The following is a 26294-nucleotide window of genomic DNA, read 5'->3' on the forward strand; positions in this document are numbered from 1 at the left end:
AAGACAACTCACACAATCGTGTGGGTTGCCTTTGGTTTGTTCCGACAGAACGTACTACAACATATCGTTGTCGATAATCCGCCAGTGGTGTTTGAGCAGGGCTTCCAGTTGGTTCTTATCTTTGGCTCGAAAAGCACTTAAAATTTGCCGGTGCTCTTCATTAACTTCGAGCAGTACCTCAGATAGCTTTGGTTTATTATCACTAACATAAGATTGCCGGATGAAACTGTTCTTCAATGTGTTTAACATCTCAATGACTGTTGCATTACCACATCGCTGGATGTAGAGATTATGGAACTGATATTGGTTTTTGTTGTAGGCAGCAAGATCAAGCTGGCTGATATCTTCGTCCATTCGAACAACCAGAGTTTCCATCTCCAAAAGTTCAGATGGTCTGAGATGGTCTGCTGCAAGTGTGGCAGCAAGTGCCTCCAGCACACCGATCGCTTGGGAGAACTCCAGTTTTTTGCCTGCATCAAAAGGAGTGACAATAAATCCCCTGCGTGGGATGTATTGCAGCAGATTGTCTGAAGCCAGCTGGAAAAGCGCCTCCCGAGTAGGTGTGCGACTGATGTCCAGCTTTTTGCATATCTCGGCCTCGTTGATCTTCTGGTTGGGAAGTAACGTCCCGTCTTGAATCTTCTGGGCAATGTAATCGTATACGTGATCTTTCAAGGACCGGTATTTGGGTACCTCCATACCGAATCCTCCTTTCTATGTATAGTGAATAAATAGATGGGTGTGAGGCCGTACTGTACGCGCCGTTCAGGAGTTTCAAGTTTTTATCATCTTAACACCGAGGGGGAAGTTGGGCAAGCAAACTTCATGTTTCAGCCGATGTAAATGCCATGTTATATATAGCACATTTTATGGAATTAAAGCGTATAAATGTTTAAATAATGATTGTGATAAACCAAATTATTTGTTAGTATTACTTACATATAAGTCCATATATTGTCTTATGTATATTGTATACAAATCATTCTGTTACTCATTCAAAAAAAGAATAGGGGTATGATGTGTGAAAAAAGTGCTTTTGCCAATGATGCTGTTGTTAGTGGTTGTATTCATGTCCGCATGTGGGCATGAAAAAACGACAGAGACCGGATCAGACGCTACTTCGTCTTCGGGCAGTAGCTCTGCGGAAAAGGAAGTCATTGTACTTGGAACCAGTGCGGACTATGCACCCTATGAATTTCATAAGAAAATCGATGGTAAAGATACCATTGTAGGTTTTGACATCGAGATTGCCAAAGCAATTGCGGCTGATCTGGGAGCCGAGCTGAAGATTGAGGACATGGACTTTGATGGCCTTCTTATGGCCCTCGGTACAGATAAGGTTGATTTTGTGATATCAGGCTTAACCCCTACCGAAGAACGAAAGAAGAATGTTGATTTTACGGATATCTACTATTATGCAGAGCAGGCTGTACTTGTTAGAGAAGGGGAAGATACCGCATTAAAGTCCATAGATGATCTATCAGGCAAACAGGTTGGCGTGCAAAAGAGTTCCATTCAGGAAGGGATTGCTCAGGAAATAGAGGGAGCAAAGCTCACTTCTCTGGCCAAAATACCTGAGCTGATTCTGGAGTTGCAGACGGGGCGTGTAGACGCACTCATCTTGGAGAAGCCGGTGGCTGAACAGTATGTGAAGAACCAAGAGGGGCTTGTTGTTGCAGGTGTGAAGATTGAACAGGCTGAAGACGAGGGTGGTTCGGCCATCGCGGTGAAGAAAGGTAATCAGAAGCTGCTGGATCAGATCAACACTACATTGGAAAAGCTCAAAACAAACGGAGATATTGAACGGTTCGTCGTTGAAGCAAATGAGATGCTCGGCGAATAAACCGGACGAGTGAGGGATATGCCGTGAATTTAGATTTTTCCTTTCTATTAGAACATTGGCAGGATTATGCACGAAGTGCGTGGGTCACGCTTGAACTTTCCTTCTTCGGTGTATTGTTTGGTACGTTGCTGGGTGTAATCATGGCGCTAATGCGAATATCCCGAATATGGCCAATTAAATTTGTGGCATCCGCGTATATTGAACTCATTCGAGGAACGCCAATGCTCGTACAGATTCTTATTATTCATTATGGTCTGACGGTTGTAGGTGTGAACTTACCGGCATTTATGTCGGGGGTGGTAGCTCTGACGATGAATAGCTCGGCCTATATGGCAGAGGTGTTCAGGGCCGGGATTCAAGCGATTGATAAAGGACAGACTGAAGCTTCGCGCTCCCTTGGTATGACAAATGGTATGACACTTCGTTATATTATACTGCCGCAGGCTTTTCGTAACATGCTTCCAGCCATCGGTAATGAATTCATTATTATCATTAAAGATTCTTCGCTTGTCTCCATGATCGGCATAGCCGAGATTATATACACGGCCAGAACGATTCAGGGTGTTACGTTCCAGCCGCTTGCTCCGCTGCTTGTTGCCGCCGGCCTCTATTTTATAATCACATTTACACTGGCTAATTTACTCTCTTGGTTGGAACGTAGACTGTCTACCTCTCGCTAACTATGGATAAAGAATTTGATTCGAGAAAGGCTTGGAGTAGGCTGGAGTGGAAAAAGAGAGATGTAGTCGTAAATGGCGATGGCATCGCATACATTGTTATTGTATTTTGTATACAATATTTTGGAAAGGTGTTGGGTGTGTATGTCAGATTCCAAAATGTTAATTGATTGGTCAGAGCATTATGCTGCACCTAATTATCATCCGCTCCCTATTGTTATTGAACAGGCGGAAGGGGTATGGGTGGAAGACCCTGAAGGCCGCCGTTATATGGATATGTTAAGTGCATACTCTGCATTGAATCATGGTCATAGACATCCTTTGATCATACAGGCGCTCAAGGATCAGGCAGATCAGGTTACGCTGACATCACGGGCATTCCACAGCAGCTCAGCTTCTGTTTTTTATCAGAAACTCTCACAATTCACGGGGAAATCGAAGATTCTCGCCATGAATACAGGAGCGGAAGCGGTAGAGACTGCGGTGAAGGCGGTACGTAGATGGGCTTATCGTTGCAAAGGTGTACCGGAAAATCAAGCCGAGATTATCGTATGCTCTGGTAACTTTCACGGAAGAACTCTGACAGTTACGTCCTTTTCTTCTTCAGCGGAGTATAAAAAGGATTTTGGACCGTTCACACCTGGATTCCGGATTATTCCCTATGGAGATATAGAAGCGCTGAAAAAGGCCATTACGCCAAATACGGCTGGTTTTCTTATAGAGCCTATTCAGGGCGAAGCTGGAATCGTTATCCCGCCTGATGGATATTTGGCAGAAGCTTTTGCTCTGTGTAAGCGCCAGCAGGTGTTGACTGTATCTGATGAGATCCAGACCGGATTTGGCAGAACAGGTCGCCGTTTTGCCTCCGACTGGGAAGGGGTTGAACCAGACATCTGGGTTATGGGCAAAGCGCTGGGGGGAGGAGTCATGCCCATCTCGGCTATCGCTGCTGATGCGCAGATACTTGATTTGTTTGAGCCGGGGTCTCATGGTTCTACGTTTGGGGGTAACCCACTCGCTTGCGCCGTGGCTATAGCAGCTCTGAAAGTTCTTGAAGATGAGAAGCTTGCGGAGCGATCGGAGCGTCTGGGGAACTATTTTATGAAAAGACTTCGAGATATTCGCAGTTCAGCCATACGGGACATTCGGGGGAAAGGCTTATTTATAGGTGTTGAATTGCATGAACCAGCCCGTCCTTATTGTGAGCGGTTGATGTCTACTGGACTGCTGTGTAAAGAAACACATGAGACAACCATTCGATTTGCCCCACCACTGACGATTAAAGAGTCCGAGATTGACTGGGCACTGGAGAGAATTGAGCAGGTGTTGATCACCAATGAGGGAGCTGACCTACATGAAAAATGATGATGATGTACATGGTGGAATAAAAGATACTTCTATTAATACAAGTCAAACATCTGTGCGGCGTAATATTGCTATCATTAAGGTTCCTTTTGGACTCGGTGGAGCAAGAGGTGGAGCAGAGTTGGGGCCAGATGAATTGATTACAGCTGGACTGAAGCGGGAGATTGCGAGTCTTGGGCTAGTGCTTTCCAAAGAAGTGCGGGTAGATTGTCCTTCTGAACCTGCTGCCCCTATTGAGCGAAATCGTGTAAAACACTTAAATGAGGTACGTCAGGTCAGTGAGAAGGTGTGTAGTGAAGTATCAGGTGCAGTAGAGGAGGGGGCTTTTCCACTTGTGCTTGGGGGAGATCATAGTGTAGCGATTGGTACTTTTGCCGGGCTAACAGCACATTATTCGAATTTGGGTGTGATCTGGTTTGATGCGCATGCAGACTTGAATACGGAAGAACGCAGCTTGTCCGGTAATATGCATGGGATGAGTGTGGCTGCATCCTTGGGGCATACTGCATTCAATCTGTCGCACATTGCTGGAGCAGGCGCGTTTATTGATCCGTCCAACTTGGTCTATATTGGTCTGCGTGATCTGGATGAGTATGAGAAAGAGCAGATTAAGGGAATGGGAATCCGAGCATTTACGATGCATGATATTGACCGGATGGGAATAAAGCAAGTTATTGAGGAAGCAATAGCTACAGCGGGAAAAGGGACAGATGGTATTCATGTCAGCTTCGACATGGATTGTCTGGATCCGCGGGAGGCTCCGGGTGTGGGCACCCCAGTACCTGGTGGTCTGAATTACCGAGAGGCACATTATGCATTGGAGATACTTGCTTCCACAAATCAAGTTACGTCGATGGAACTGGTTGAGGTGAATCCGTTGTTTGATCACAATAGACATACGGCAAGGCTTGGTGTGGAACTGATCGCTTCCTTACTTGGTAAGCGCATATTGTAAGCACTGAGAAGTGAAACGGAATGTGTAAGCTGTGCCCAAGGAATATACTTTCTTATCTATTATAGAAGGAAAGAAAACTGAGATCTCCGAAAACTAGGGCTAGTCACAATCAATTGTTCACTGCAATCGCAGTGGAAGTGGCTTCCCTGGTTATGTTTAATGGATATGTATATTAGAAGCGCTGTAATAAGGATGCTGAGAGTTATTTGTATGTACAGGAGCGTCAGATTACATATTGTGCTGAGATATGAGTTGATTATCATTATTAAAAAAAAACTTGCAATTGAAATCTGTACATGATATATTCTAATTCCGGCCAAGAAAACACGAGATACACGGTGGGGCAAGCGATTGAAATAAGCTTCGAAAGAAACTTAAAAAAAGAGCTTGCAAAGTTGGTTCGGACATGATATTATATAAGAGTTGCTGAAGAGAACAACATTCGGTAACGAAACAAGTTTGATCTTTGAAAACTGAACAACGAGTGAGTAAACATTCTGCTTGCAGAATGAACGCAAAAGTTTGAGACAAGCCTTGGCTTGAATCGACTGGAGCACAAATGAGATTTTTAATCTCGTCAGATTCAAAATGAGCTTATCGCTCTTTTCAATACTTTATTGGAGAGTTTGATCCTGGCTCAGGACGAACGCTGGCGGCATGCCTAATACATGCAAGTCGAGCGGACTATCAGAGAAGCTTGCTTCTCTGATAGTTAGCGGCGGACGGGTGAGTAACACGTAGGCAACCTGCCCTCAAGTTTGGGACAACTACCGGAAACGGTAGCTAATACCGAATAATTATTTCCTTCGCCTGAAGGAAACTGGAAAGACGGAGCAATCTGTCACTTGGGGATGGGCCTGCGGCGCATTAGCTAGTTGGTGAGGTAACGGCTCACCAAGGCGACGATGCGTAGCCGACCTGAGAGGGTGATCGGCCACACTGGGACTGAGACACGGCCCAGACTCCTACGGGAGGCAGCAGTAGGGAATCTTCCGCAATGGGCGAAAGCCTGACGGAGCAATGCCGCGTGAGTGATGAAGGTTTTCGGATCGTAAAGCTCTGTTGCCAGGGAAGAACGCTTGGGAGAGTAACTGCTCTCAAGGTGACGGTACCTGAGAAGAAAGCCCCGGCTAACTACGTGCCAGCAGCCGCGGTAATACGTAGGGGGCAAGCGTTGTCCGGAATTATTGGGCGTAAAGCGCGCGCAGGCGGTCATTTAAGTCTGGTGTTTAATCCCGGGGCTCAACCCCGGATCGCACTGGAAACTGGGTGACTTGAGTGCAGAAGAGGAGAGTGGAATTCCACGTGTAGCGGTGAAATGCGTAGATATGTGGAGGAACACCAGTGGCGAAGGCGACTCTCTGGGCTGTAACTGACGCTGAGGCGCGAAAGCGTGGGGAGCAAACAGGATTAGATACCCTGGTAGTCCACGCCGTAAACGATGAGTGCTAGGTGTTAGGGGTTTCGATACCCTTGGTGCCGAAGTTAACACATTAAGCACTCCGCCTGGGGAGTACGGTCGCAAGACTGAAACTCAAAGGAATTGACGGGGACCCGCACAAGCAGTGGAGTATGTGGTTTAATTCGAAGCAACGCGAAGAACCTTACCAGGTCTTGACATCTGAATGACCGGTGCAGAGATGTACCTTTTCTTCGGAACATTCAAGACAGGTGGTGCATGGTTGTCGTCAGCTCGTGTCGTGAGATGTTGGGTTAAGTCCCGCAACGAGCGCAACCCTTATATTTAGTTGCCAGCACTTCGGGTGGGCACTCTAGATAGACTGCCGGTGACAAACCGGAGGAAGGTGGGGATGACGTCAAATCATCATGCCCCTTATGACCTGGGCTACACACGTACTACAATGGCCGGTACAACGGGCTGCGAAATCGCGAGATGGAGCCAATCCCAACAAAGCCGGTCTCAGTTCGGATTGCAGGCTGCAACTCGCCTGCATGAAGTCGGAATTGCTAGTAATCGCGGATCAGCATGCCGCGGTGAATACGTTCCCGGGTCTTGTACACACCGCCCGTCACACCACGAGAGTTTATAACACCCGAAGTCGGTGGGGTAACCGCAAGGAGCCAGCCGCCGAAGGTGGGATAGATGATTGGGGTGAAGTCGTAACAAGGTAGCCGTATCGGAAGGTGCGGCTGGATCACCTCCTTTCTATGGAGAATCGTTTCCTGCAACGGAAACATTCAAAACTGCAGCTTAGCTGCAAAACACTCACTCGTTGTTCGGTTTTGAGAGCTCAAACTCTCAAAACAGCTTGCTTTTGCATGGAGCTTGTTCTTTGAAAACTAGATATCGAAACGAAACAAACGCGAATTAGAACATTCCTTTAAGCTGATCTTGTGTAAACAAGTGAAGTGTTTTTATAAGGTAGATTGCACGTACGATGGTATCGAATGGGAGCGACTTTTGGCTTTGCGCAAGCAAACCAAGGGAAGCGAGCAGTCGAAACCGGAGCACGAGGTTAAGCTACTAAGAGCACACGGAGGATGCCTAGGCGCTAGGAGCCGATGAAGGACGTGGCGAACAACGAAACTGCCTCGGGGAGCTGTAAGCAAGCTTTGATCCGGGGGTGTCCGAATGGGGAAACCCAGCTGGGGTAATTTCCAGTTACTCACAACTGAATACATAGGTTGTGTAGAGGCATACCAGGGGAACTGAAACATCTAAGTACCCTGAGGAAGAGAAAACAATAGTGATTCCGTCAGTAGCGGCGAGCGAACGCGGAGAAGCCCAAACCAAAGAGCTTGCTCTTTGGGGTTGTGGGACGTCTCACATGGAGTTACAAAGGAACCGGTTAAGCGAAGAGGTCTGGAAAGGCCCGCCAAAGAAGGTAAAAGCCCTGTAGTTGAAAGTTGGTTCCCTCCGAGACGGATCCCGAGTAGTGCGGGGCACGTGAAACCCCGTATGAATCCGGCAGGACCATCTGCCAAGGCTAAATACTTCCTAGCGACCGATAGTGAAGCAGTACCGTGAGGGAAAGGTGAAAAGCACCCCGGAAGGGGAGTGAAATAGAACCTGAAACCGTGTGCTTACAAAAAGTCAGAGCCCGTTTTAGGGGTGATGGCGTGCCTTTTGTAGAATGAACCGGCGAGTTACGTTCCCGTGCAAGGTTAAGGTGAAGAGCCGGAGCCGCAGCGAAAGCGAGTCTGAATAGGGCGACTTAGTACGTGGACGTAGACCCGAAACCGGGTGATCTACCCCTGTCCAGGGTGAAGGTGCGGTAACACGCACTGGAGGCCCGAACCCACGCATGTTGAAAAATGCGGGGATGAGGTGGGGGTAGCGGAGAAATTCCAATCGAACTCGGAGATAGCTGGTTCTCCCCGAAATAGCTTTAGGGCTAGCCTCGGAAAACAGAGTCGTGGAGGTAGAGCACTGATTGGGTGCGGGGCCCGCAAGGGTTACCAAGCTCAGTCAAACTCCGAATGCCATAGACTTACTTCCGGGAGTCAGACAGTGAGTGCTAAGATCCATTGTCAAAAGGGAAACAGCCCAGACCATCAGCTAAGGTCCCCAAGTGTGTGTTAAGTGGGAAAGGATGTGGAGTTGCACAGACAACCAGGATGTTGGCTTAGAAGCAGCCACCATTGAAAGAGTGCGTAATAGCTCACTGGTCGAGTGACTCTGCGCCGAAAATGTAACGGGGCTAAACACACCACCGAAGCTATGGCTTGATGCTTTGCATCAGGGGTAGGGGAGCGTTGTATAAGGGTTGAAGGTGTACCGTAAGGAGCGCTGGACATTATACAAGTGAGAATGCCGGTATGAGTAACGAAAAGATCAGTGAGAATCTGATCCGCCGAAAGCCTAAGGGTTCCTGAGGAAGGCTCGTCCGCTCAGGGTAAGTCGGGACCTAAGGCGAGGCCGAAAGGCGTAGTCGAAGGACAACAGGTCGAAATTCCTGTACCACCGTAAGCCGTTATGAGCAATGGGGGGACGCAGTAGGGTAGTGACGCGGACTGATGGATGTCCGTCTAAGCAGTAAGGCTGATGTGTAGGCAAATCCGCACATTGTAAGGCTGAGCTGTGATGGGGAGCGAAAATTATAGTAGCGAAGGTCATGATCTCACACTGCCAAGAAAAGCCTCTAGCCAGGTGATGGTGCCCGTACCGCAAACCGACACAGGTAGGCGAGAAGAGTATTCTAAGGCGCGCGGAAGAACTCTCGTTAAGGAACTCGGCAAAATGACCCCGTAACTTCGGGAGAAGGGGTGCCCCGGTAGTGTGAATAGCACGAGGGGGCCGCAGTGAAAAGGCCCAAGCGACTGTTTAGCAAAAACACAGGTCTGTGCGAAGCCGTAAGGCGAAGTATACGGGCTGACGCCTGCCCGGTGCTGGAAGGTTAAGGGGAGTGGTTAGGAGCAATCCGAAGCTGTGAACCGAAGCCCCAGTAAACGGCGGCCGTAACTATAACGGTCCTAAGGTAGCGAAATTCCTTGTCAGGTAAATTCTGACCCGCACGAATGGCGTAACGACTTGGGCGCTGTCTCAACGAGAGATCCGGTGAAATTTTAATACCTGTGAAGATGCAGGTTACCCGCGACAAGACGGAAAGACCCCATGGAGCTTTACTGCAGCTTGATATTGAATTTGGGTACGATCTGTACAGGATAGGTGGGAGCCTTTGAAACGTGAGCGCCAGCTTGCGTGGAGGCAACGTTGGGATACCACCCTGATCGTATCTAGGTTCTAACCTGGTACCGTAATCCGGTGCGGGGACAGTGTCAGGTGGGCAGTTTGACTGGGGCGGTCGCCTCCTAAAGAGTAACGGAGGCGCCCAAAGGTTCCCTCAGAATGGTTGGAAATCATTCGAAGAGTGCAAAGGCATAAGGGAGCTTGACTGCGAGACCTACAAGTCGAGCAGGGACGAAAGTCGGGCTTAGTGATCCGGTGGTACCGCATGGAAGGGCCATCGCTCAACGGATAAAAGCTACCCTGGGGATAACAGGCTTATCTCCCCCAAGAGTCCACATCGACGGGGAGGTTTGGCACCTCGATGTCGGCTCATCGCATCCTGGGGCTGAAGTAGGTCCCAAGGGTTGGGCTGTTCGCCCATTAAAGCGGTACGCGAGCTGGGTTCAGAACGTCGTGAGACAGTTCGGTCCCTATCTGTCGTGGGCGTAGGAAATTTGAGAGGAGCTGTCCTTAGTACGAGAGGACCGGGATGGACGTACCGCTGGTGTACCAGTTGTTCCGCCAGGAGCACCGCTGGGTAGCTATGTACGGACGGGATAAACGCTGAAAGCATCTAAGCGTGAAGCCCCCCTCAAGATGAGATTTCCCAGTATGTAAGACCCCTTGAAGACGACGAGGTAGATAGGCTGGGGGTGGAAGTGCAGCAATGCATGGAGCTGACCAGTACTAATCGGTCGAGGGCTTATCCAATTAGCAAGTTGTAATTCGCGTGTTTCGTTTCGAATCTAGTTTTCAGAGAACAACAACTCTGAAATGTAAGCTAAGCTATGCGTTTGGTGGCGATGGCGGAGGGGTTCCACACGTACCCATCCCGAACACGACCGTTAAGCCCTCTAGCGCCGATGGTACTTGGACCGCAGGGTCCTGGGAGAGTAGGACGCCGCCAAGCGATTTCCCTTTGGGGTATTTTTTTTGCCCCCCTTGCCAAGGAATAAGGGATATATATTAGGGCCCTTAGCTCAGTTGGTTAGAGCGCACCTCTGATAAGGGTGAGGCCGGTGGTTCGAGTCCACCAGGGCCCATAGCAAGACCACAACAAGAAATACACCAGAGTATGGGGCCATAGCTCAGCTGGGAGAGCGCCTGCCTTGCAAGCAGGAGGTCAGCGGTTCGATCCCGCTTGGCTCCACCATTCCCTGATAGCTCAGTTGGTAGAGCACTCGACTGTTAATCGAGTTGTCACAGGTTCGAGCCCTGTTCGGGGAGCCATATGGAGAGGTGTCCGAGCTGGCCGAAGGAGCACGATTGGAAATCGTGTAGGCGTCACAAGCGTCTCGAGGGTTCGAATCCCTCTCTCTCCGCCAGATATTTTTTAGCAAGGCCCGTTGGTCAAGGGGTTAAGACACCTCCCTTTCACGGAGGTAACAGGGGTTCGAATCCCCTACGGGTCATATTATGGAGGCTTAGCTCAGCTGGGAGAGCATCTGCCTTACAAGCAGAGGGTCGGGGGTTCGATCCCCTCAGCCTCCACCATATAACTTTATAACGACGCGGGGTGGAGCAGCCCGGTAGCTCGTCGGGCTCATAACCCGAAGGCCGCAGGTTCAAATCCTGCCCCCGCAATTATACTTTCCTTTGAGAAAGTGATCTGGAACCGTGGTGTAGTTGGCCTAACATGCCTGCCTGTCACGCAGGAGATCGCGGGTTCGAATCCCGTCGGTTCCGCCATTTTTTAATTAAATATACACCGTGCCGGTGTAGCTCAACTGGTAGAGCAACTGACTTGTAATCAGTAGGTTGGGGGTTCAAGTCCTCTCGCCGGCACCATTTTTAGTATTTACATATGAATTTGTGATAGAATGTATATTACAAGTAAAATTGTTAATACTAAGATTCTCTTAGTGGATGAATGGCTTACTCTATGGCGGTCGTGGCGAAGTGGTTAACGCACCGGTTTGTGGATCCGGCATTCGGGGGTTCAATTCCCCTCGATCGCCCCATGATTTTTTAATGGGGATTAGCCAAGCGGTAAGGCAACGGACTTTGACTCCGTCATGCATAGGTTCAAATCCTATATCCCCAGCCATTTCATTACGAGTCATTAGCTCAGTTGGTAGAGCACCTGACTTTTAATCAGGGTGTCGAAGGTTCGAGCCCTTCATGACTCACCATTATATTTTGCGGTCGTGGCGGAATTGGCAGACGCGCACGGTTCAGGTCCGTGTGGGCTAACCCCCGTGGAGGTTCGAGTCCTCTCGACCGCACCATATGTTTTGCGGAAGTGGCTCAGCGGTAGAGCATCGCCTTGCCAAGGCGAGGGTCGCGGGTTCGATTCCCGTCTTCCGCTCCAATATTTGCGCCCTTAGCTCAGCTGGATAGAGCGTTTGACTACGAATCAAAAGGCCGGGAGTTCGAATCTCTCAGGGCGCGCCATTATTCTCATAAGTATCGGGATGTAGCTCAGCTTGGTAGAGCACCTGGTTTGGGACCAGGGGGTCGCATGTTCAAATCGTGTCATCCCGATTTTTTTTATTTGCGGGTGTAGTTCAATGGTAGAACTTTAGCCTTCCAAGCTAATAGCGTGGGTTCGATTCCCATCACCCGCTTCCTAGTAACATATAGAAGAGCCTTTGCTTATAGCAAAGGCTTTTTTTGTGTTAAAAAGAATAAGTGTAATTTATTTAAAATAGGGTCAATTGTCATTTGATTAAGGATGGAATCTTTGTTTAAATAAATAGAACAATTCGTATCTGATTAACCGTATTTGTTTATAAAGGAGGACAAACAGTAATGAAAAGAGCTCTGGTCATTGGTGGAAACGGAACATTAGGTAAAGCCGTTGTTGCGAAACTGAAAGATTATTCCGTTGAGGTTATTACAGCAGGTAGACAATCCGGGGATGTTCAGGTGGATATGACGTCGACAGAGAGTATTACTACCCTCTTCGAAACGGTGAGAAATATTGATTACGTCATTGTGGCGGCGGGCCAGACCCATTATGCGAAACTCGAAGAACTGACACCTGAGAACAATATGATTAGTGTGCAGGGTAAACTGCTTGGACAGGTCAATATCGTATTGATTGGACAGCACTATATTAACGACAAGGGGAGTTTCACGCTGGTCAGTGGCATTATACAAGACCACCCTATTGAGCAAGGTGCATCAAGTGCTATGGTCAATGGGGCTATTGATTCGTTTGCCAAAGCGGCAGCGTTTGAGTTACCAAGAGGCATTCGTTTGAATTCGGTTAGTCCTAATCTGTTTGTAGAGTCTGCGGAAAAATATAAGGATTTCTTTATTGGATTTAATCCTGTACCTGTAGAGAAAGTGGCTAATACGTTTATCCAGAGTGCACTTGGGATTGAAACAGCCCAAAATTTCAAAATATATTAAAAGCCGGAAAGTTATATATGATTTTGATGATTACCTATCCCTAATTAATTGCAGGATGAGAAAGGTGTACATGAAATACATTTAGCTGTTAAGCATGTAGAATGATTTTTCATGAAACAGAACTGAATGAGGCCATTTGAAATATTAAAACAAAAGGAGATCCACCGAAAATCCGGTGAATCTCCTTTTGTTTGTTGTGGATGAAACAGAGGTATATTGACTATTATGGAGCAGGTAGCCCAAGAACTTCGAGCATTTCATTACGTTTGAGCGATTCGGCAATGGGGCCGTCAATGAGCCATTTCTTAGCATTGAGGACATAGACATGACCATTTTGGACAGCGGGTAGGCTTTTCCATACTTGGAGTTGCTGGATTTCATTGAGTTCATCTTTTGTTTTTTGCAACGCTTCAGCTGACCCATCTGAGCTAATGGACACGATAAACAGATAGTCTGCTTTGATTTCAGGCAAAAGTTCTACCGAGATACTGGCATTCATCCGATCCGGGTTCTCTGCCTCGAGTTTGGTAACGAGAGCATCGGGAGTGAATCCAACCTCATAACCCGCTCCTACATAACTGGAAGCTGGGAATGGCGTGGATGGAATGGAAGAGAAGAACAAACGCATATCCTTCTCTTCCAGGCGCAGGAATGCAGCTGTAGGTTTGGTCTTGGTGATATCGGCTGCAACCTTCTGAGATTCAGTTACTTGGTCTTTATTTTTTTGTAAAAGCTGTTCAGCCCGCTCTTCAATATCTAGCGCAGTAGCTACCTGCACGATAGATTCCTGCCAATTACGGCGATCATAAGTGATCGTAGGCGCGATCTTCTCGAGTTGTTCGAGAATTTTGGCATCCAAACTGGCATTGGCAATAATGAGGTCCGGATTGGCGCTGACTACAGCTTCAAAATTGAAACTTTCATTGATGGGTTCGACATCCACGCCTTGAGCTTCAAGTTGCTCATTCAGGTAATCTTGCCGACCAATAGGTGTAGCAAGTACCAGTGGTACCTCCAAGGAGAGGAGAATGTCCTCCATATTAATGGACACAATCCGTTCGGGATGTGCCGGGATTTCTTTGCTGCCACTGGCGCTCTCCACAGTCTTAGTAGCTGATTCAGTGGATGAGTCGCCATCTGTCCCCGCAGCTGATTTTACGCCATCTGCAGATGGCTGCGAAGTGCTTGCAGGTGTCTGTCCACACGCAACAAGTAACATCGCGAGTATGAACAGGATCCCCGTTATTTTGACATATTGCTGTTTGTACATCATAATCCCCCTGTGTTTCTAATGATATTGATTCTCAGTACACTATATATTGTAGCGGTCTCATGTTGGGGGAGACATAGCCTTCTGTGCTATCCGGTCATGGATTAATGTGCTGAGTCCCACCAAAAAGTTTCAGGGTTTCATCGATGATCTGATCATGGGCATATGGTGAATAATCCAACCAAGGCATTTCATCAAGCAGATATACATGTTGGTTCTGCACAGGCATCAAATCTTGCCATAGCTGAGTATGTTGTAGTTTATGCCAACGTTGCTGGGATTCTGAGTCCTGGTCCACAATCAGTAACATGCGATCTCCAACCATTTGAGGCAACTCCTGGTCATCCAATGCACGATAGACTTGCCCTGGAAGCAGATCATGTGAAGGCGCCACGCCCAGGTCGTTATATAGAACAGCGCCCCCATTGCGTCGCCCGTAGATTAACAGATGACCCATCATGATATGAATAATGGAGACCGTATCCTTACCGATTAAATGAGTAAGCTGCTCTTTGGCTTGGATTACCTTGTCATCGTACTGCTCCAACCATTGCTGAGCATCTTGTTGCTGTCCCACAATGGAGGCAACTTGTATGAAGTGTTCCCGCCAGCTCAATCCTTTCCATGGGATAACGATGGTAGGCGCAATTCGCTGCAGCGTTCTTTTTAACGTATGGGCTTCGTACTCATTACAGAGTATGAGGTCAGGGCTCGCTTGCATCAACAACTCAACGTTGGTTTGCCAGATATGAGGATTCATTCGTTTGCTACGCCCCAGATGATAAGGGATATTGGAGAAAAAAAGATTCCTGTGTTGATCTCGTCGGTTATCGATCAATGCCGCATGGGGGATGATCTGTAATGCCAGCAGATGGCCAGTGGTTCCGAAGGAGAGAGCGGCAATTTTACTGCGTTTCTGTCGTTGATAGGTAGAGGGAGACACGCCAACATATTTTTTGAATTTGCGACTAAAGTAAAACTCGTCCTGAAAACCAACCTGTGAGGCGATATGTTTGATGGTTTGGCCGGGGATGAGCAGCATCTCTTTGGCCCGGTCCATGCGGATGCTATTCACGTATTCCATGGGACTGATGCCAGTGCTGTTTTTGAATACCCGCGAATAGTGCCACACACTCATGCCTGCCACTCCGGCAAGAACTTCACGAGAAAGATGCTCAGCATATCCAAGCTCAATAAGTTCAAGCGTTTGATCCAAAGCAGAGGTGTGTTCGGAATCTCCTATTGCACTTTCTTTGGGAGGAGCATACACATGGGTTAACAATTCATGCATCAAAGTCTGAATACGAAATGGACGATTTTCTTGAGGTACAGAGATGCATTCATGGAGCTGTGAGGCAATTCTAGTACATTCCTGAAAAAGTTCATGCGGTAACTCATCGGCATAAGCCGAACGAAGTAACCCTTTTTGGTATACCTCCATTACAGTAGATCCGGAAGTAGCTTTATTGATGTCGGAGAGAGGCTTCAACATATCAAAATATATCGCGATGCCCTGTAAAGGATGAACCTCATCCGTTGTATATTCTATCGCTGTTCCTGGCAGGATCAGATACATCTTGCCGAGTGTGGCATGATTCAGCCTGTGCCCAATACGAATATCAGCTTCACCACCAGTACAGATGAGCAGAAGATGTGAGTCCGCTAATACGAATGGGGCAAGAAAAGACGCTTGATCGAGAACTTCGGATGTCTTGAATCTTGCATATAGGTCACGGGTATGGTCACCGTTAGATATCAGTGGAAAGACTTGCAAAGTCACCAGAATCCCTCCTTAACTTACGATAGTAACATTACATATGATGTATTTGAGAATAATTATCAATTATCGCATATTGTCATACAAATAAGTAGTCCATATGATAATATGAAAATGAAATAGCGAAATCTGATCATTGAACCGCGTAACTTTCCACTATAAATTGAATTGATATAGGTTACCGAGTTGTAGAATAGCCAATACATAGTGTCCATCATCCAAACTGTTAAGCGAATAACCAGTAAAATCTCAACTGATGTTAATCGTAGAATTACTTAAATAACAGATCATTTAATTCACTACGCAAAAAAAGACAAGCCCTCTCCTACGGTGTCCGCAGGAAGAGGAGCTTGTCTTTTTAATTAGAGCTAGCGATTAGTATCTTTCCAGAATCGTCTGTGTTTTCAAGCCATCAGCCGGAATCAGCCAGTTGTTGTTCTCCAGCAACTGCAACAGTTGGGTACGCAGTCCGGATACGGCTACAGTATCATCGGTTTTGAAAGAAACCTCTACGATATTCTCAATACCTGTACCTGCTGCGTCACGGATCGGCCATACTTCGAGTGTAAGCTCTTGACCACTCCATGTACCTTCATATCGTTGGAATGTGATTGGACCATATGCACGGGATTGAGTCAATTGCTGCTTGCCCCAGTTGGAGGCAGACCAGTTTTTCAATTTGCCCGGAAGCTTGTCCAGTAACATGTTCAAGGCTTCTTGCTGCGAGGGAAGTTGGACTCCTGTCGCTTTGGTATCGACTTTTTTGGTGTTGGAGAAGCTCAGCGTCTGTTTGCCGTATCCCCAATCAATCTCAGCCTCGTAGTTATCATCTGATTTGTCAAATCCCTCTTGGTTAGCCAGAGTCAGCGCTGCGTTGATATCGCCATTGATCACAGGGTAGCGTTTTTTATAAGTCAATTCGTAGTTATTTTTATCATCCTTTTTGCGAAAACGTACGTTCCATCCTTGTTGATCCAATCCGAGAGCATTGGTGTCGAAGTACTCTACGTTAATGTTTCTTGGCGTGGAATTCAGGCCGAGTGTCTGAATCACTTCACTGCGTGGTGTCCCATCTGTATTCAATACAAGTTCCGGCTTGGCCAGAAACTTTACTTCATAAGCAGGAACGGCATTGGCAGCAGCTGAAGCCTGGGGTGCTCCCAGAAATGTCATTCCACTTCCCAATGTTACGATGCTCAACATCAATGAGGCGGTTACCTTTTTCCACTTTTTCAAAACCAATCACTCTCCTAATCTGGATTAACGTACAGATCCCACTTTATCGCCCGAATATATGAAAGCGATTAAAGGGAAGCGCACATTGCGTTAACCCTGCATAGATTTGATGAATGGCAAACGATAGTTTATAGCGGATCAGGGCAATCAGCCATGGAAAATGGGGAAGCCGTGACTCACCTCTCGCAGCACTTCTTTGAAGCGGTTTACCTGAACGGAAGGGTGGCGATCCTTGTTATGTACAGTATAGATATGGCGCGGTGCCTGCTCTCCCGGAATTGGAAGAACTTGAATGAGCCCGTGCTGTTCCTCCCACTGTACCGCCATCCGAGACATGAATGAGACATGCCCCCCGATTAACACGAGCTGTTTGATCGCTTCCAGGGAATCCATCTCCACGGTACTCCGCAAACGAATATCATGTTGCGCAAGCCATTGATTGGTTAGCCGCCGTGTACTGGATTCATTGCCATGTAAGGCAAAAGGAATCTGCGCGATATGATCAGGTGTTAATGCATCCTTCTGGGCCAACCCATGTTGCGGGGAACAGATTAATACCAGGTCGTCTTCACATAACGTCTCTGCTTGCAGGGCAGGGCCAACAAATGGCTCGGAAGAGATCACCCCCAGATCAATCTGATGCCGAATCAGCATCTCGCGAATAACAGGTGACGGTTTGACGGATAAGACGATACGAATGCCCGGGAATTCTTGAGAAAAGGTATTGAGTATGGTGGGCAGCAAATATGTAGCCGGTACATAGCTTGCTCCAATGTGCAGGGTGCCCCGATAGAGACTGTCATATTCCTTCACTACCCGCCTTGCCTCTTGGGTCAGAGCATTGATTTTGACGGAATAATGGAGCAGAGCTTGTCCGGCCTCCGTTAGAAAAGTCTTTCCACTACGCGATTCGAATAATCGCACGCCCATCTCTTCCTCCAATGACTTCATATGAAATGTAACGGTAGGTTGCTTGATCCCCAGTAACTCGGCCACGCTTGTCATGTGATGATGTTTGTCGATCAGTTCAACAATTTGTAATTTGATCAGATTCAATGTCCCGACACTCCTCTCACTTCTACTAGCCCCAATATATAAGATGATCTAATGTTTTTCATAAAGACGGAGAGTACAGAACCAATCTGAAGAAGCGAAGCGTTCGCCTTTATCCCCGGATTTCTCCCTTCATAAAGGGAATATAAGAAATCTGGGGATAACAGCGATCGGAAGATGGTGCTGTAATCGAAGCGACAACATGAAAATTAATTTAGTTCACCTACTATAGATTTAATCTATGAACATCAACAGAATTCATCTAAAAAGTTAATTCCAATTTTACATACAAGACATACAACTCGCGAAAGCGGACGTTAGACTGAGAACAGTGCAAGAGATCAAGTAACAGAAGACAGGCAGGGATGCTTATGAAATTAGAGATGACAGGAATTCAAAAATCATTTAATCAAACACCCGCACTGCTGCCGACAGATCTAACGCTAGAACATGGAAAGTTCACGACCCTGCTCGGCCCATCGGGCTGTGGCAAAACAACACTGCTTCGCATGTTGGCCGGGCTGGAACAGCCGGACGCGGGGGAGATTCGGGCAGATGGTCAGTGTATCTACTCTGCGGCGAAGCGGATTGACATACCAACACACAAGCGTAATCTGGGCATGGTGTTTCAGGATTTTGCATTATGGCCGCATATGACCGTATACGAAAATGTAGCGTTTGGCCTGAAGGCCGGAAAACAGAAATCTGATCTGCGGCAAAAGGTGAACGAAGCGCTTGGTATGGTTCGCCTGCAAGGCATGGAAGACCGATATCCTCATCAGCTGTCTGGTGGACAGCAGCAACGGGTTGCTTTTGCCAGAGCCGTAGCGGTCAGACCCGGTGTGATCCTGTTCGATGAACCACTGAGTGCACTGGATGCTGTACTCCGGGAAGAGATGCGGATTGAGATGATGTCACTGGTTCGGGACATGGGATTGACTGCGCTGTACGTCACACATGATCAGATCGAGGCGATGTCGATGTCGGATGAGATTGTGGTGATGCAGAAGGGTCGAATATTGCAAAAAGGAAGCCCGGAAACGATCTACTCGGCGCCAAGTGATCCGTATGTCGCTTCGTTTATCGGAAAGTCCAACTGGCTCACGCCTAATCAATCGATGGTGCGTCCAGAGCATGTCACCTGGAACAAAACAGGTCATGACGATCTGTGTTATCCGGGGACGGTACTTAGTGTCAGCTATGTAGGTGAACGTTATGAAGTACGAGTGCAGATGGAAGGGCTTGGCGTATGGACAGCCTATATGAACCAAAGGGTGCGCGTAGGGGAGCGTGTGCAGCTCTATGTAACCCCTGAACGGATATGCCGAATGGACGGTTATGACCACCCGAGTATGAAGCAGAACGAAGCGATCGCAGTGGCATATTAGATTGTTGAACAAGCACGCAGTTGGAAGCAGAAGTACACATTTTATAAGAAACCAGGGGAGATGGACGAATATGTTGGGTATGAAAACACGTAAAAAGAGCGCAATGCTGTTATTAACAGCGGTAATGAGTATCAGTTTGTTCGGATGTAGCACAGGGAACTCCACCACAGGCAACGCAGCACAACCCGCAGGTGAAGGAAACACAGCAGCAGCGGCAGAAACAACGAAACCGGCTGGTGGCAAGTTGGTCTTGTACAGTGCTGGCCCACAGAAGCTGGCGGATAACATCGTGAGCGGATTTACAGACAAAACAGGGATCGAAGTTGAGATGTTTCAGGGAACGACAGGAAAAATTCTGGCTCGTATGGAAGCTGAGAAATCCAATCCGGTTGCAGACGTTGTGATCCTGGCCTCTTTACCTTCAGCACAGGCTCTGAAAGCCGATGGACTGACTATGCCATACCCTGAAGCAGCCAATGCAGACAAGTTGAACAAGGACTGGTCGGATGCAGAGGGCAACTATTTTAGCAGCAGTGCTTCCGCACTGGGCATTGTGTATAACACCAAACTGGTATCTACACCACCAACAAGTTGGGCAGAGCTGGCTACGCCTGCGTGGAAAGATGCAGTAAACATTCCCGACCCTACATTATCAGGTTCAGCACTCGACTTCATCACAGGATACCTGAGTGCGAATGGTGAAAAAGGATGGGATCTGTTGAGCGCCTATAAAGCCAATGGTGTAGCGATGGCAGGCGCCAATCAGGAAGCACTTGATCCGGTCATTACGGGTGCCAAAAGCATCGTAGCGGCAGGTGTGGACTACATGGCGTATTCCTCCAAAGCAAAAGGCGAACCACTGGATATCGTATATCCTGAGGAAGGCACGGTAATCAGCCCAAGACCGGCAGCGATTCTGAAATCCAGTCCCAATGTAGAGAATGCCAAAGCGTTCATTGACTACCTGTTGTCCGATGAAGCTCAGAAGCTCGTTGCAGATGCCTATCTGATTCCGGGCCGCGAAGACATTGAAGCGACTAACCGTGCCAATGTGAAGGATATTCCACAGCTTAAAGTGGACTGGAACTGGATGAGCGAACATGGCGAAGAGACAGCGGCGCGTTTTTCCGAGACTTTTAAGTAAGTACTTTTGCATATGCAAAATACCGAAAGAAGAACAAGGATAGAGACAACTAGGCAAAAGGAATACCTGCTGTCTGTGGAAAGTCATGTGAGGTGAACGTAGTGAAACCTGTTGTAATGGACAACAACCGAATTTTTCGGAGAGTGGGCGTGATTCTGGCCCTCTTTCTGCTGACCATAAGTATTGGCGTGCCGCTCTTGCTCATCTTCTGGCAAAGTGTGTATCCGGACGGGCAGTGGGATTGGATGGCTCCGATTCGCACGATTACCGGTCATCATCTATCAGGTGTATTGCTGAACTCCGTCTGGCTTGGCATATGCGTTGTAGCGGTAACCACGCTGCTGGCGCTGCCGCTGGCTTGGATGATGGCGAAGACCCGAATGGGCGAGCATCGCTGGGTCGATGTAATCCTGATGATTCCGTTCATGACTCCGCCGTATATCGGATCGATGGGCTGGATTCTGTTTATGCAAAAAGGGGGATATCTGCAGCAATGGGTGCCCTCATCTGCGGGCTGGAGTGAGCTGTTCTTCAGCTTCTGGGGCATGGTGCTCATCATGAGCTTGCACCTGTTCCCGTTCCTGTATCTGCTGCTTCGAGATGCGTTGATCCGCATCGGTGGCAATCTCGAAGAAGCGGGAGCTGTGCACGGTGCACGTGCAGGATACCGTTTCAGACGTATTATTTTACCCTTATTGTTGTCGTCCTACGGCATGGGGATCATGCTGGTCTTTGTCAAAACGATTGCGGAATTCGGAACTCCGGCAACCTTCGGGCGCAAGATTGGCTATTATGTCATGACCTCCGAGATCCATAAGTACATCTCCAGTTGGCCGATTGACTTCGGCAAGGCGACTTCGCTGGCATCGGTGCTGTTGTCCGTCTGTCTGGTGATGTGGTATATGCAGTCTGCCATGAGTCGAAAGTTCACGTATCGTCTGGTCGGTGGCAAAGGGCAACGTTCGAAGCGATATTCTCTTCGTGGCGGAGCAGGATGGTTATGCGGGGTGTATCTTGCGATTCTGTTGATCCTGTCGATAGGTATCCCGTATTTCTCCATCATTGCCGCTTCGACCATGAAGTTACGGGGATCGGGAATTGCATTTGATAATCTGACCTTGGATCATTACAAAGAGCTGTTATCTTGGGGATCGGTGAGCATGAAGGCCATCGGGAACAGTCTCGGTCTATCCCTTGCGGCTTCAACGGTCGCTGTTATTATCGGAACTGGATTTGCGCTGGCGATCGGCAGATCATCTTCATTCATGCAGCGTGTGATTGACTTGTTCAGTCTGTTGCCTAATACGGTGCCCGGCATCGTGATGGTCGTGGGTCTGATTCTCTTCTGGAACTCACCTTGGATGCCAGTCACGTTGTATAACACCTACGGCATGGTTGTGCTCACGTACGTTGTGCTCTTCTTGCCTTACACCGTGCAGTATGTAAAATCGAGCTTTACCCAGATTGATGGAACATTGTTCCAGGCTGGGCAAGTATTTAGCGGAAAGCCGCTGTATATTCTGCGGCGAATCCTGATCCCGCTGATCCTGCCCGGCATGTTGGCCGGCTGGATGATGACCTTTACGATTGCTACCCGGGAGCTGGTAGGTTCGTTATTGATTCTTCCGCCGTCGATGCAGACGTCGGCTACGTATATTTTTGCCCAGTTTGAACAAGGTCAGGTGTCGTTGGGAATGGCAATGGCTGTTGTGACTGTAGGCATGACGGTGCTGATGCTGCTTGGAATTGAACTGCTGAATTCAAAGAGAAAGTGGAATGCATCATGATCAAACTGAACGTATGGGGCGGTGCAGGGGAACACGGACGTTCCGCCTATCTCCTGAGCGGGAGCCAGTTCCACCTTTTGCTGGATTGTGGTGTGAAAAAAGAAGGCACGGGCGAGTATCCGATGATTGACCCGGAGATTGTCCCGCAACTGGATGCGGTCCTGTTGTCCCACGCCCATGAGGACCATTCGGTCGCTATCCCTTTACTGTATAAGTTGGGCTACCAGGGTGAAGTGTGGACGACGAGGGAGACGAGGGCGCAGCTGCGTACGTATTTTGCCAACTGGCGTAGGTTTGTAGAGCGTGTAGGGGAAGAACTTCCTTATGATGAAGCAGATGAGCAAGCTATTCGTTATCGGTATCTGGAGGACGAGGTTGTATCCCAAACCTGGTTCGAACCCATTCCTGGAGTAAAAGTGATATGGGGCCGGAGTGGACATCTGGCTGGATCGGTGTGGTTTGGGGTTGAAATGGAAGGCAAGCGGATTTTTTATTCCGGGGACTACACGTCAGAATCGATGCTTTTACAGGAGGATTGTCCAGCGGAGGCGTTCTTACGGGAAAACATGATTCGTGAAGATACGTTGTTCGATACTCCGAGCAGTGAACAGTGGGGCGCGGAGGAACTAATCGTTATAAACAGTAGGCAAAAGGCTGGAGAACTCATAACGTCACCAGATCAGAAATCTGTTGCATCAGAGACATCGTCAAGCACACTCGTATCCATGGAGATACCCATGAAGCAGAGAAATTTCACATCCAATGGAGCAGATGGAGCAGTCAGAGCAGGCAGAGCAAACGTAGCAGACGCTGCGCCAATATCTTCCGTCGGGCTGGTAGATCTGGCGATCGTTGATGCGGCCTACGGTACGGACCAGGATACACAGGCCGACAAACTGGAACAGCTTGAACGAGCCATTCGCCAGACGATTGCTCAAGGTGGAAAGGTGCTCTTACCTATGCCTGTCGTAGGGCGTGGACAGGAGATCATACTGTGGGCACAGCAACAATTCCCGGCTATTCCAATCGTAGTGGAACAAGGGCTGGTGGACGGTATGAAGCAGCTTATGCATGTTCCGTATTGGTTGAGGGAGAAGGGAGAGCATGTCATCGGAAGTTCGTTGAAGGACGAAATCGATTGCTTTCTGACCGGACGAGGATGGCATCTACCTACAACCACCCAAGAGCGGGAACAACTGTTGGAACATCATGCTGCTTCGCTATGGTTCATTCCGGACGGCATGATGCAGTCCTCGCTTGCTCGTTGGTACTATAGTCAATTATCGGAAAGGAAGGAGAATCTGATTCTGCTCACTGGGCATGTTGCTCATGGTACATTTGCTGATAAGTTGCTACGGGTTCCTGACAAGTATGGCGTGTGTGATGTGCGGAAAATACGTTATAAAGTACATCAGGGCTGGAAGGATGTTGAACGGATGCTGCATCAGGTTCCAGCAAGGCATACGGTCCTTGTGCATGCTGACCGGGGAGAGACGGACCGATTAAAAGAAGGTTTGCTCAGAAATAGCCCGTCACCGAGAACAGTGATACATTCACTGTCTGCTGGTGACGAGCTATATGTGTGAATTGTGCATGAATCGAATTGATGCGTCAGATTGGAACGTCCCTGGGGACGTTCTTTTTCCATTGTTGTCTGATCATTTAGGGTTCGCGATGAATGGGGTGTTCCAGTTCGGCATGACCCATCAAACTATCAACGGCTTCACCATCCACCAGTATATCTAGACTCTTCACTTCATCAAATTGAAACATCGTTGTTGTTAAAGCTTCCAATGCGAGCAATTCTCCACTGGTACCGAGGTTGGCTTCAGCGGGGATATGAACATCCAAAGTCACCGTACCCTCAGCATATTGGACAGAGAGCAATTCCACCTGCTCCCAGAGGGAAACAAGCTCTGAATCGGTGTTCGTTTGCAACGCTGCAAATGTTTTTTCATATTTTTCGGAGTCATCCTTGTACTCAATTTCCTGCTCTGTTTTCTCTAGCTCAAGTACCTGAGAGTCTGCCAAATATACATCGACGACTTGTGTATTCATTGTGCCCAGATCCACCTCCGTTTCGGATGGGTTTGGTGCCTGCACCTGTCCTCCCTGAACAGCAGGTTCATTCGAACCGGATTGGCTCACTGGCTTCTGGGCACATCCAACTCCGATAAGGATCAAGCATGATAATATAAGTGCACAACCTAGCTTCTTATTCAAAGAATCACTTCCTTCATCTGATTTATTTGATGATTTATAGGCCCAAATACTCCTTGATTCCATCGGCTATCGCTTGAGCGGCTTTCATCTGAACAACTTCGGACGACATCAGTTCTTCATCGAGCACATTACTCAAGAATCCCACTTCCAAAAGCACTGCAGGCATGGTCGTGTCTCGGATTACTTCCAAGTTGCCATTTTTCACACCACGATCTCTGAGACCCATGGCTTTCACCAAACGTTGATGAATGATAGTGGCTAATTCCTTACTATTACTGCGTTGATAATAATATGTCTCTGTACCTGTGGCTTGGGGGGCGGACTTCACGCTATTGCCATGGATAGATACAAATACATCCGCATTTAATTGATTGGCGAGTTGAACACGCTCAGGGCGGGTCGGATAGGTATCACCTTCACGAGTCATCACCAATTCGATATTAGGTTCATTGAGCAGCAGGGCTTGTACTTTGTGAGCTAATGCCAAATTGTATTCCTTTTCGGGTTTGTTCGTGATGCTGATCGTCCCTGGATCACTGCCACCGTGTCCTGGATCGATGACCACAACCTTGCGTCCTGAGTCGCCTACTGGAGTGACTGGAGCAGGTGTGACATTGTCACCCGCAACATTCAGATCAATAATCAGTTTGTCGGCAATCACGTTCTGGTTGTACTGGACATTCTTCACATTATTCAATTCTACGACAATGCGAACTTGTGCCGGTTCTCGTTTGAATAGTGAATATCTCACTTCCGTCACATTGGGATAACCGCTCACATCCAACTTGCCATTGAGTCCTTGATCCAGCGGCTGGGAGATATCACCAAAGGTGGCTCCGGGCAAGTCCACAACCAGACGATCAGGGTACTTGAGGGTCGTTACTATTGGCTGAACGGTCCCATCGGTGGATAAAACGAGCTGATTATTGGCAAATTGGATATCGGTAACCTGAGCGGTAGAGCTTGAATCCCCTTTTCCAGGACTATTTCCTGGTTCAATAGCAGGTTCCTTACTGGTGTTTGTTAAGTATACGATCTTATCTTGATTGTTCCATCTCACCTTAAGCCCCATCTGTTCACTAACAAATCGAATGGGAACCACCAGCGTTTTATTCAAAATCTGCGGTGCTGTGTTCAAAGTGACTTGTTTGTCAGCAACCATGGCTTGCTTTTGATCGACGGTTAGGGAAATCGTCTGTTGATCTTGCTGAATTTTTACAGTGCGTGCTTGTTGGTTCCAATCGACTTTGAATTTCAAATTTTCGGCAACGACACGAATCGGGATCATCACGTTTTTATTGATAATCGTCACCTGTACATCACTTGGGAGGACTAATTCCTCTCCATCCATAAAGATTTTCGACGTGCTTGCAGCGGCATTTCCCTGATTAGGGAGCAAAACGAGTAAGAATAGACTCAAAAACAGTAGTAAAATGGTTTTCTTCATTATGCACCTCGACTAATATTAGATCATTTTCTTAATTCCAAAATATCCCTACATAATATAAACGGTAAAAATGTAAAAATGT

At 47.9% G+C, this 26294-nt stretch carries 16 protein-coding genes, 17 tRNA genes and 3 rRNA genes; 29 read left to right on the forward strand and 7 right to left on the reverse strand.

What is annotated here, in order from left to right:
* Positions 1–54 precede the first annotated feature (54 nt).
* Positions 55–699 carry a GntR family transcriptional regulator gene (locus MHH25_RS01635; RefSeq protein WP_036671927.1) on the reverse strand — a complete coding sequence of 215 codons (645 nt, stop codon included), beginning with the start codon at positions 697–699 and terminating at the stop codon, positions 55–57.
* Positions 700–1021: 322 nt separating this feature from the next.
* Here MHH25_RS01635 and MHH25_RS01640 point away from each other — a divergent pair, with 322 nt between their 5' ends.
* The 25 genes from MHH25_RS01640 to MHH25_RS01760 all read left to right on the forward strand — a co-directional run bounded on the left by MHH25_RS01640 (position 1022) and on the right by MHH25_RS01760 (position 12887).
* Positions 1022–1843 carry a transporter substrate-binding domain-containing protein gene (locus tag MHH25_RS01640; RefSeq protein WP_340018954.1) on the forward strand — a complete coding sequence of 274 codons (822 nt, stop codon included), beginning with the start codon at positions 1022–1024 and terminating at the stop codon, positions 1841–1843.
* A gap of 23 nt (positions 1844–1866) precedes the next feature.
* Positions 1867–2523 (forward strand): amino acid ABC transporter permease, encoded by a 657-nt coding sequence (locus MHH25_RS01645; protein ID WP_036671925.1) that lies wholly within the window; start codon positions 1867–1869, stop codon positions 2521–2523.
* A gap of 141 nt (positions 2524–2664) precedes the next feature.
* The gene (locus tag MHH25_RS01650) at positions 2665–3885 is read left to right on the forward strand and encodes an ornithine--oxo-acid transaminase (protein ID WP_340018955.1); all 1221 of its coding nucleotides are present in this window, start codon (positions 2665–2667) and stop codon (positions 3883–3885) included.
* Complete coding sequence (rocF, locus tag MHH25_RS01655) at positions 3875–4840, forward strand: arginase (protein WP_340018956.1); 966 nt, start codon at positions 3875–3877, stop codon at positions 4838–4840. The genes MHH25_RS01650 and rocF overlap by 11 nt, the downstream gene beginning before the upstream one ends.
* 614 nt (positions 4841–5454) lie before the next feature.
* A 16S ribosomal RNA gene (locus MHH25_RS01660) occupies positions 5455–7007 on the forward strand.
* Between the two features lie 308 nt (positions 7008–7315).
* A 23S ribosomal RNA gene (locus MHH25_RS01665) occupies positions 7316–10241 on the forward strand.
* Positions 10242–10323: 82 nt separating this feature from the next.
* Positions 10324–10440, forward strand: a 5S ribosomal RNA gene (rrf, locus tag MHH25_RS01670).
* Together the 16S, 23S and 5S rRNA genes with 17 tRNA genes alongside form the textbook arrangement of a ribosomal RNA operon.
* Before the next feature lie 59 nt (positions 10441–10499).
* Positions 10500–10573: transfer RNA gene (locus MHH25_RS01675), tRNA-Ile, on the forward strand.
* Positions 10574–10607: 34 nt separating this feature from the next.
* Positions 10608–10683 (forward strand) — tRNA-Ala (locus MHH25_RS01680).
* A gap of 1 nt (position 10684) precedes the next feature.
* Positions 10685–10760, forward strand: a tRNA-Asn gene (locus MHH25_RS01685).
* 3 nt (positions 10761–10763) lie between these two features.
* Positions 10764–10855, forward strand: a tRNA-Ser gene (locus MHH25_RS01690).
* Positions 10856–10870: 15 nt separating this feature from the next.
* Positions 10871–10942, forward strand: a tRNA-Glu gene (locus MHH25_RS01695).
* A gap of 6 nt (positions 10943–10948) precedes the next feature.
* Positions 10949–11024, forward strand: a tRNA-Val gene (locus MHH25_RS01700).
* Between the two features lie 16 nt (positions 11025–11040).
* A tRNA-Met gene (locus MHH25_RS01705) sits at positions 11041–11114 on the forward strand.
* Between the two features lie 27 nt (positions 11115–11141).
* Positions 11142–11219, forward strand: a tRNA-Asp gene (locus MHH25_RS01710).
* Positions 11220–11242: 23 nt separating this feature from the next.
* Positions 11243–11318, forward strand: a tRNA-Thr gene (locus MHH25_RS01715).
* Positions 11319–11415: 97 nt separating this feature from the next.
* Positions 11416–11491, forward strand: a tRNA-His gene (locus MHH25_RS01720).
* 11 nt (positions 11492–11502) lie between these two features.
* Positions 11503–11577 (forward strand) — tRNA-Gln (locus tag MHH25_RS01725).
* Positions 11578–11586: 9 nt separating this feature from the next.
* Positions 11587–11662: transfer RNA gene (locus tag MHH25_RS01730), tRNA-Lys, on the forward strand.
* A 9-nt stretch (positions 11663–11671) separates the two neighbouring features.
* A tRNA-Leu gene (locus MHH25_RS01735) sits at positions 11672–11758 on the forward strand.
* Between the two features lie 8 nt (positions 11759–11766).
* Positions 11767–11841, forward strand: a tRNA-Gly gene (locus MHH25_RS01740).
* 6 nt (positions 11842–11847) lie between these two features.
* Positions 11848–11924 (forward strand) — tRNA-Arg (locus MHH25_RS01745).
* Between the two features lie 16 nt (positions 11925–11940).
* A tRNA-Pro gene (locus tag MHH25_RS01750) sits at positions 11941–12014 on the forward strand.
* Between the two features lie 12 nt (positions 12015–12026).
* Positions 12027–12097 (forward strand) — tRNA-Gly (locus MHH25_RS01755).
* Between the two features lie 184 nt (positions 12098–12281).
* Positions 12282–12887, forward strand: coding sequence for a short chain dehydrogenase (locus MHH25_RS01760; protein ID WP_036672991.1), 606 nt, complete (start codon positions 12282–12284; stop codon positions 12885–12887).
* 223 nt (positions 12888–13110) lie between these two features.
* Here the strand turns inward: MHH25_RS01760 and MHH25_RS01765 are convergent, their stop codons facing one another.
* The 4 genes from MHH25_RS01765 to MHH25_RS01780 form a co-directional block, all read right to left on the reverse strand.
* Positions 13111–14160, reverse strand: coding sequence for an ABC transporter substrate-binding protein (locus tag MHH25_RS01765; protein ID WP_340018957.1), 1050 nt, complete (start codon positions 14158–14160; stop codon positions 13111–13113).
* A gap of 94 nt (positions 14161–14254) precedes the next feature.
* Complete coding sequence (locus tag MHH25_RS01770; protein ID WP_340018958.1) at positions 14255–15937, reverse strand: AraC family transcriptional regulator; 1683 nt, start codon at positions 15935–15937, stop codon at positions 14255–14257.
* Positions 15938–16309: 372 nt separating this feature from the next.
* Complete coding sequence (locus MHH25_RS01775) at positions 16310–17170, reverse strand: hypothetical protein (RefSeq protein WP_036616478.1); 861 nt, start codon at positions 17168–17170, stop codon at positions 16310–16312.
* A 147-nt stretch (positions 17171–17317) separates the two neighbouring features.
* Entirely contained in the window at positions 17318–18226 is a 909-nt protein-coding gene (locus MHH25_RS01780) for a LysR family transcriptional regulator (protein ID WP_076253950.1), read from the reverse strand.
* Positions 18227–18594: 368 nt separating this feature from the next.
* Here MHH25_RS01780 and MHH25_RS01785 point away from each other — a divergent pair, with 368 nt between their 5' ends.
* The 4 genes from MHH25_RS01785 (at position 18595) to MHH25_RS01800 (ending at position 24128) form a co-directional block, all read left to right on the forward strand.
* A complete protein-coding gene (locus MHH25_RS01785; protein WP_047840482.1) occupies positions 18595–19611 on the forward strand; it encodes an ABC transporter ATP-binding protein in 1017 nt (338 codons plus the stop codon).
* 70 nt (positions 19612–19681) lie between these two features.
* Positions 19682–20755 carry an ABC transporter substrate-binding protein gene (locus MHH25_RS01790; RefSeq protein ID WP_036673000.1) on the forward strand — a complete coding sequence of 358 codons (1074 nt, stop codon included), beginning with the start codon at positions 19682–19684 and terminating at the stop codon, positions 20753–20755.
* A gap of 116 nt (positions 20756–20871) precedes the next feature.
* Complete coding sequence (locus tag MHH25_RS01795) at positions 20872–22542, forward strand: iron ABC transporter permease (protein WP_340020434.1); 1671 nt, start codon at positions 20872–20874, stop codon at positions 22540–22542.
* On the forward strand, positions 22539–24128 hold the full coding sequence (locus MHH25_RS01800; protein ID WP_340018959.1) for an MBL fold metallo-hydrolase: 1590 nt from the start codon (positions 22539–22541) through the stop codon (positions 24126–24128). The genes MHH25_RS01795 and MHH25_RS01800 overlap by 4 nt, the downstream gene beginning before the upstream one ends.
* Before the next feature lie 76 nt (positions 24129–24204).
* On the opposite strand, the gene MHH25_RS01805 is transcribed toward MHH25_RS01800, so the two are convergent.
* A complete protein-coding gene (locus tag MHH25_RS01805; RefSeq protein WP_340018961.1) occupies positions 24205–24765 on the reverse strand; it encodes a GerMN domain-containing protein in 561 nt (186 codons plus the stop codon).
* 34 nt (positions 24766–24799) lie between these two features.
* On the reverse strand, positions 24800–26212 hold the full coding sequence (locus tag MHH25_RS01810) for an N-acetylmuramoyl-L-alanine amidase family protein (protein WP_340018962.1): 1413 nt from the start codon (positions 26210–26212) through the stop codon (positions 24800–24802).
* Positions 26213–26294 lie beyond the last annotated feature (82 nt).

This window comes from Paenibacillus sp. FSL H3-0457 (assembly GCF_037981725.1).
Taxonomy (GTDB): Bacteria; Bacillota; Bacilli; order Paenibacillales; family Paenibacillaceae; genus Paenibacillus; species Paenibacillus amylolyticus.

Bases quoted from the DNA above. Each gene is read 5' to 3' on its own strand.
- MHH25_RS01795 (WP_340020434.1), top strand. From the start codon at position 20,872: ATGGACAACAACCGAATTTTTCGGAGAGTGGGCGTGATTCTGGCCCTC.
- MHH25_RS01765 (WP_340018957.1), bottom strand. From the start codon at position 14,160: ATGATGTACAAACAGCAATATGTCAAAATAACGGGGATCCTGTTCATA.
- MHH25_RS01790 (WP_036673000.1), top strand. From the start codon at position 19,682: ATGTTGGGTATGAAAACACGTAAAAAGAGCGCAATGCTGTTATTAACA.
- rocF (WP_340018956.1), top strand. From the start codon at position 3,875: ATGAAAAATGATGATGATGTACATGGTGGAATAAAAGATACTTCTATT.
- MHH25_RS01635 (WP_036671927.1), bottom strand. From the start codon at position 699: ATGGAGGTACCCAAATACCGGTCCTTGAAAGATCACGTATACGATTAC.
- MHH25_RS01810 (WP_340018962.1), bottom strand. From the start codon at position 26,212: ATGAAGAAAACCATTTTACTACTGTTTTTGAGTCTATTCTTACTCGTT.
- MHH25_RS01650 (WP_340018955.1), top strand. From the start codon at position 2,665: ATGTCAGATTCCAAAATGTTAATTGATTGGTCAGAGCATTATGCTGCA.
- MHH25_RS01785 (WP_047840482.1), top strand. From the start codon at position 18,595: ATGAAATTAGAGATGACAGGAATTCAAAAATCATTTAATCAAACACCC.
- MHH25_RS01760 (WP_036672991.1), top strand. From the start codon at position 12,282: ATGAAAAGAGCTCTGGTCATTGGTGGAAACGGAACATTAGGTAAAGCC.
- MHH25_RS01800 (WP_340018959.1), top strand. From the start codon at position 22,539: ATGATCAAACTGAACGTATGGGGCGGTGCAGGGGAACACGGACGTTCC.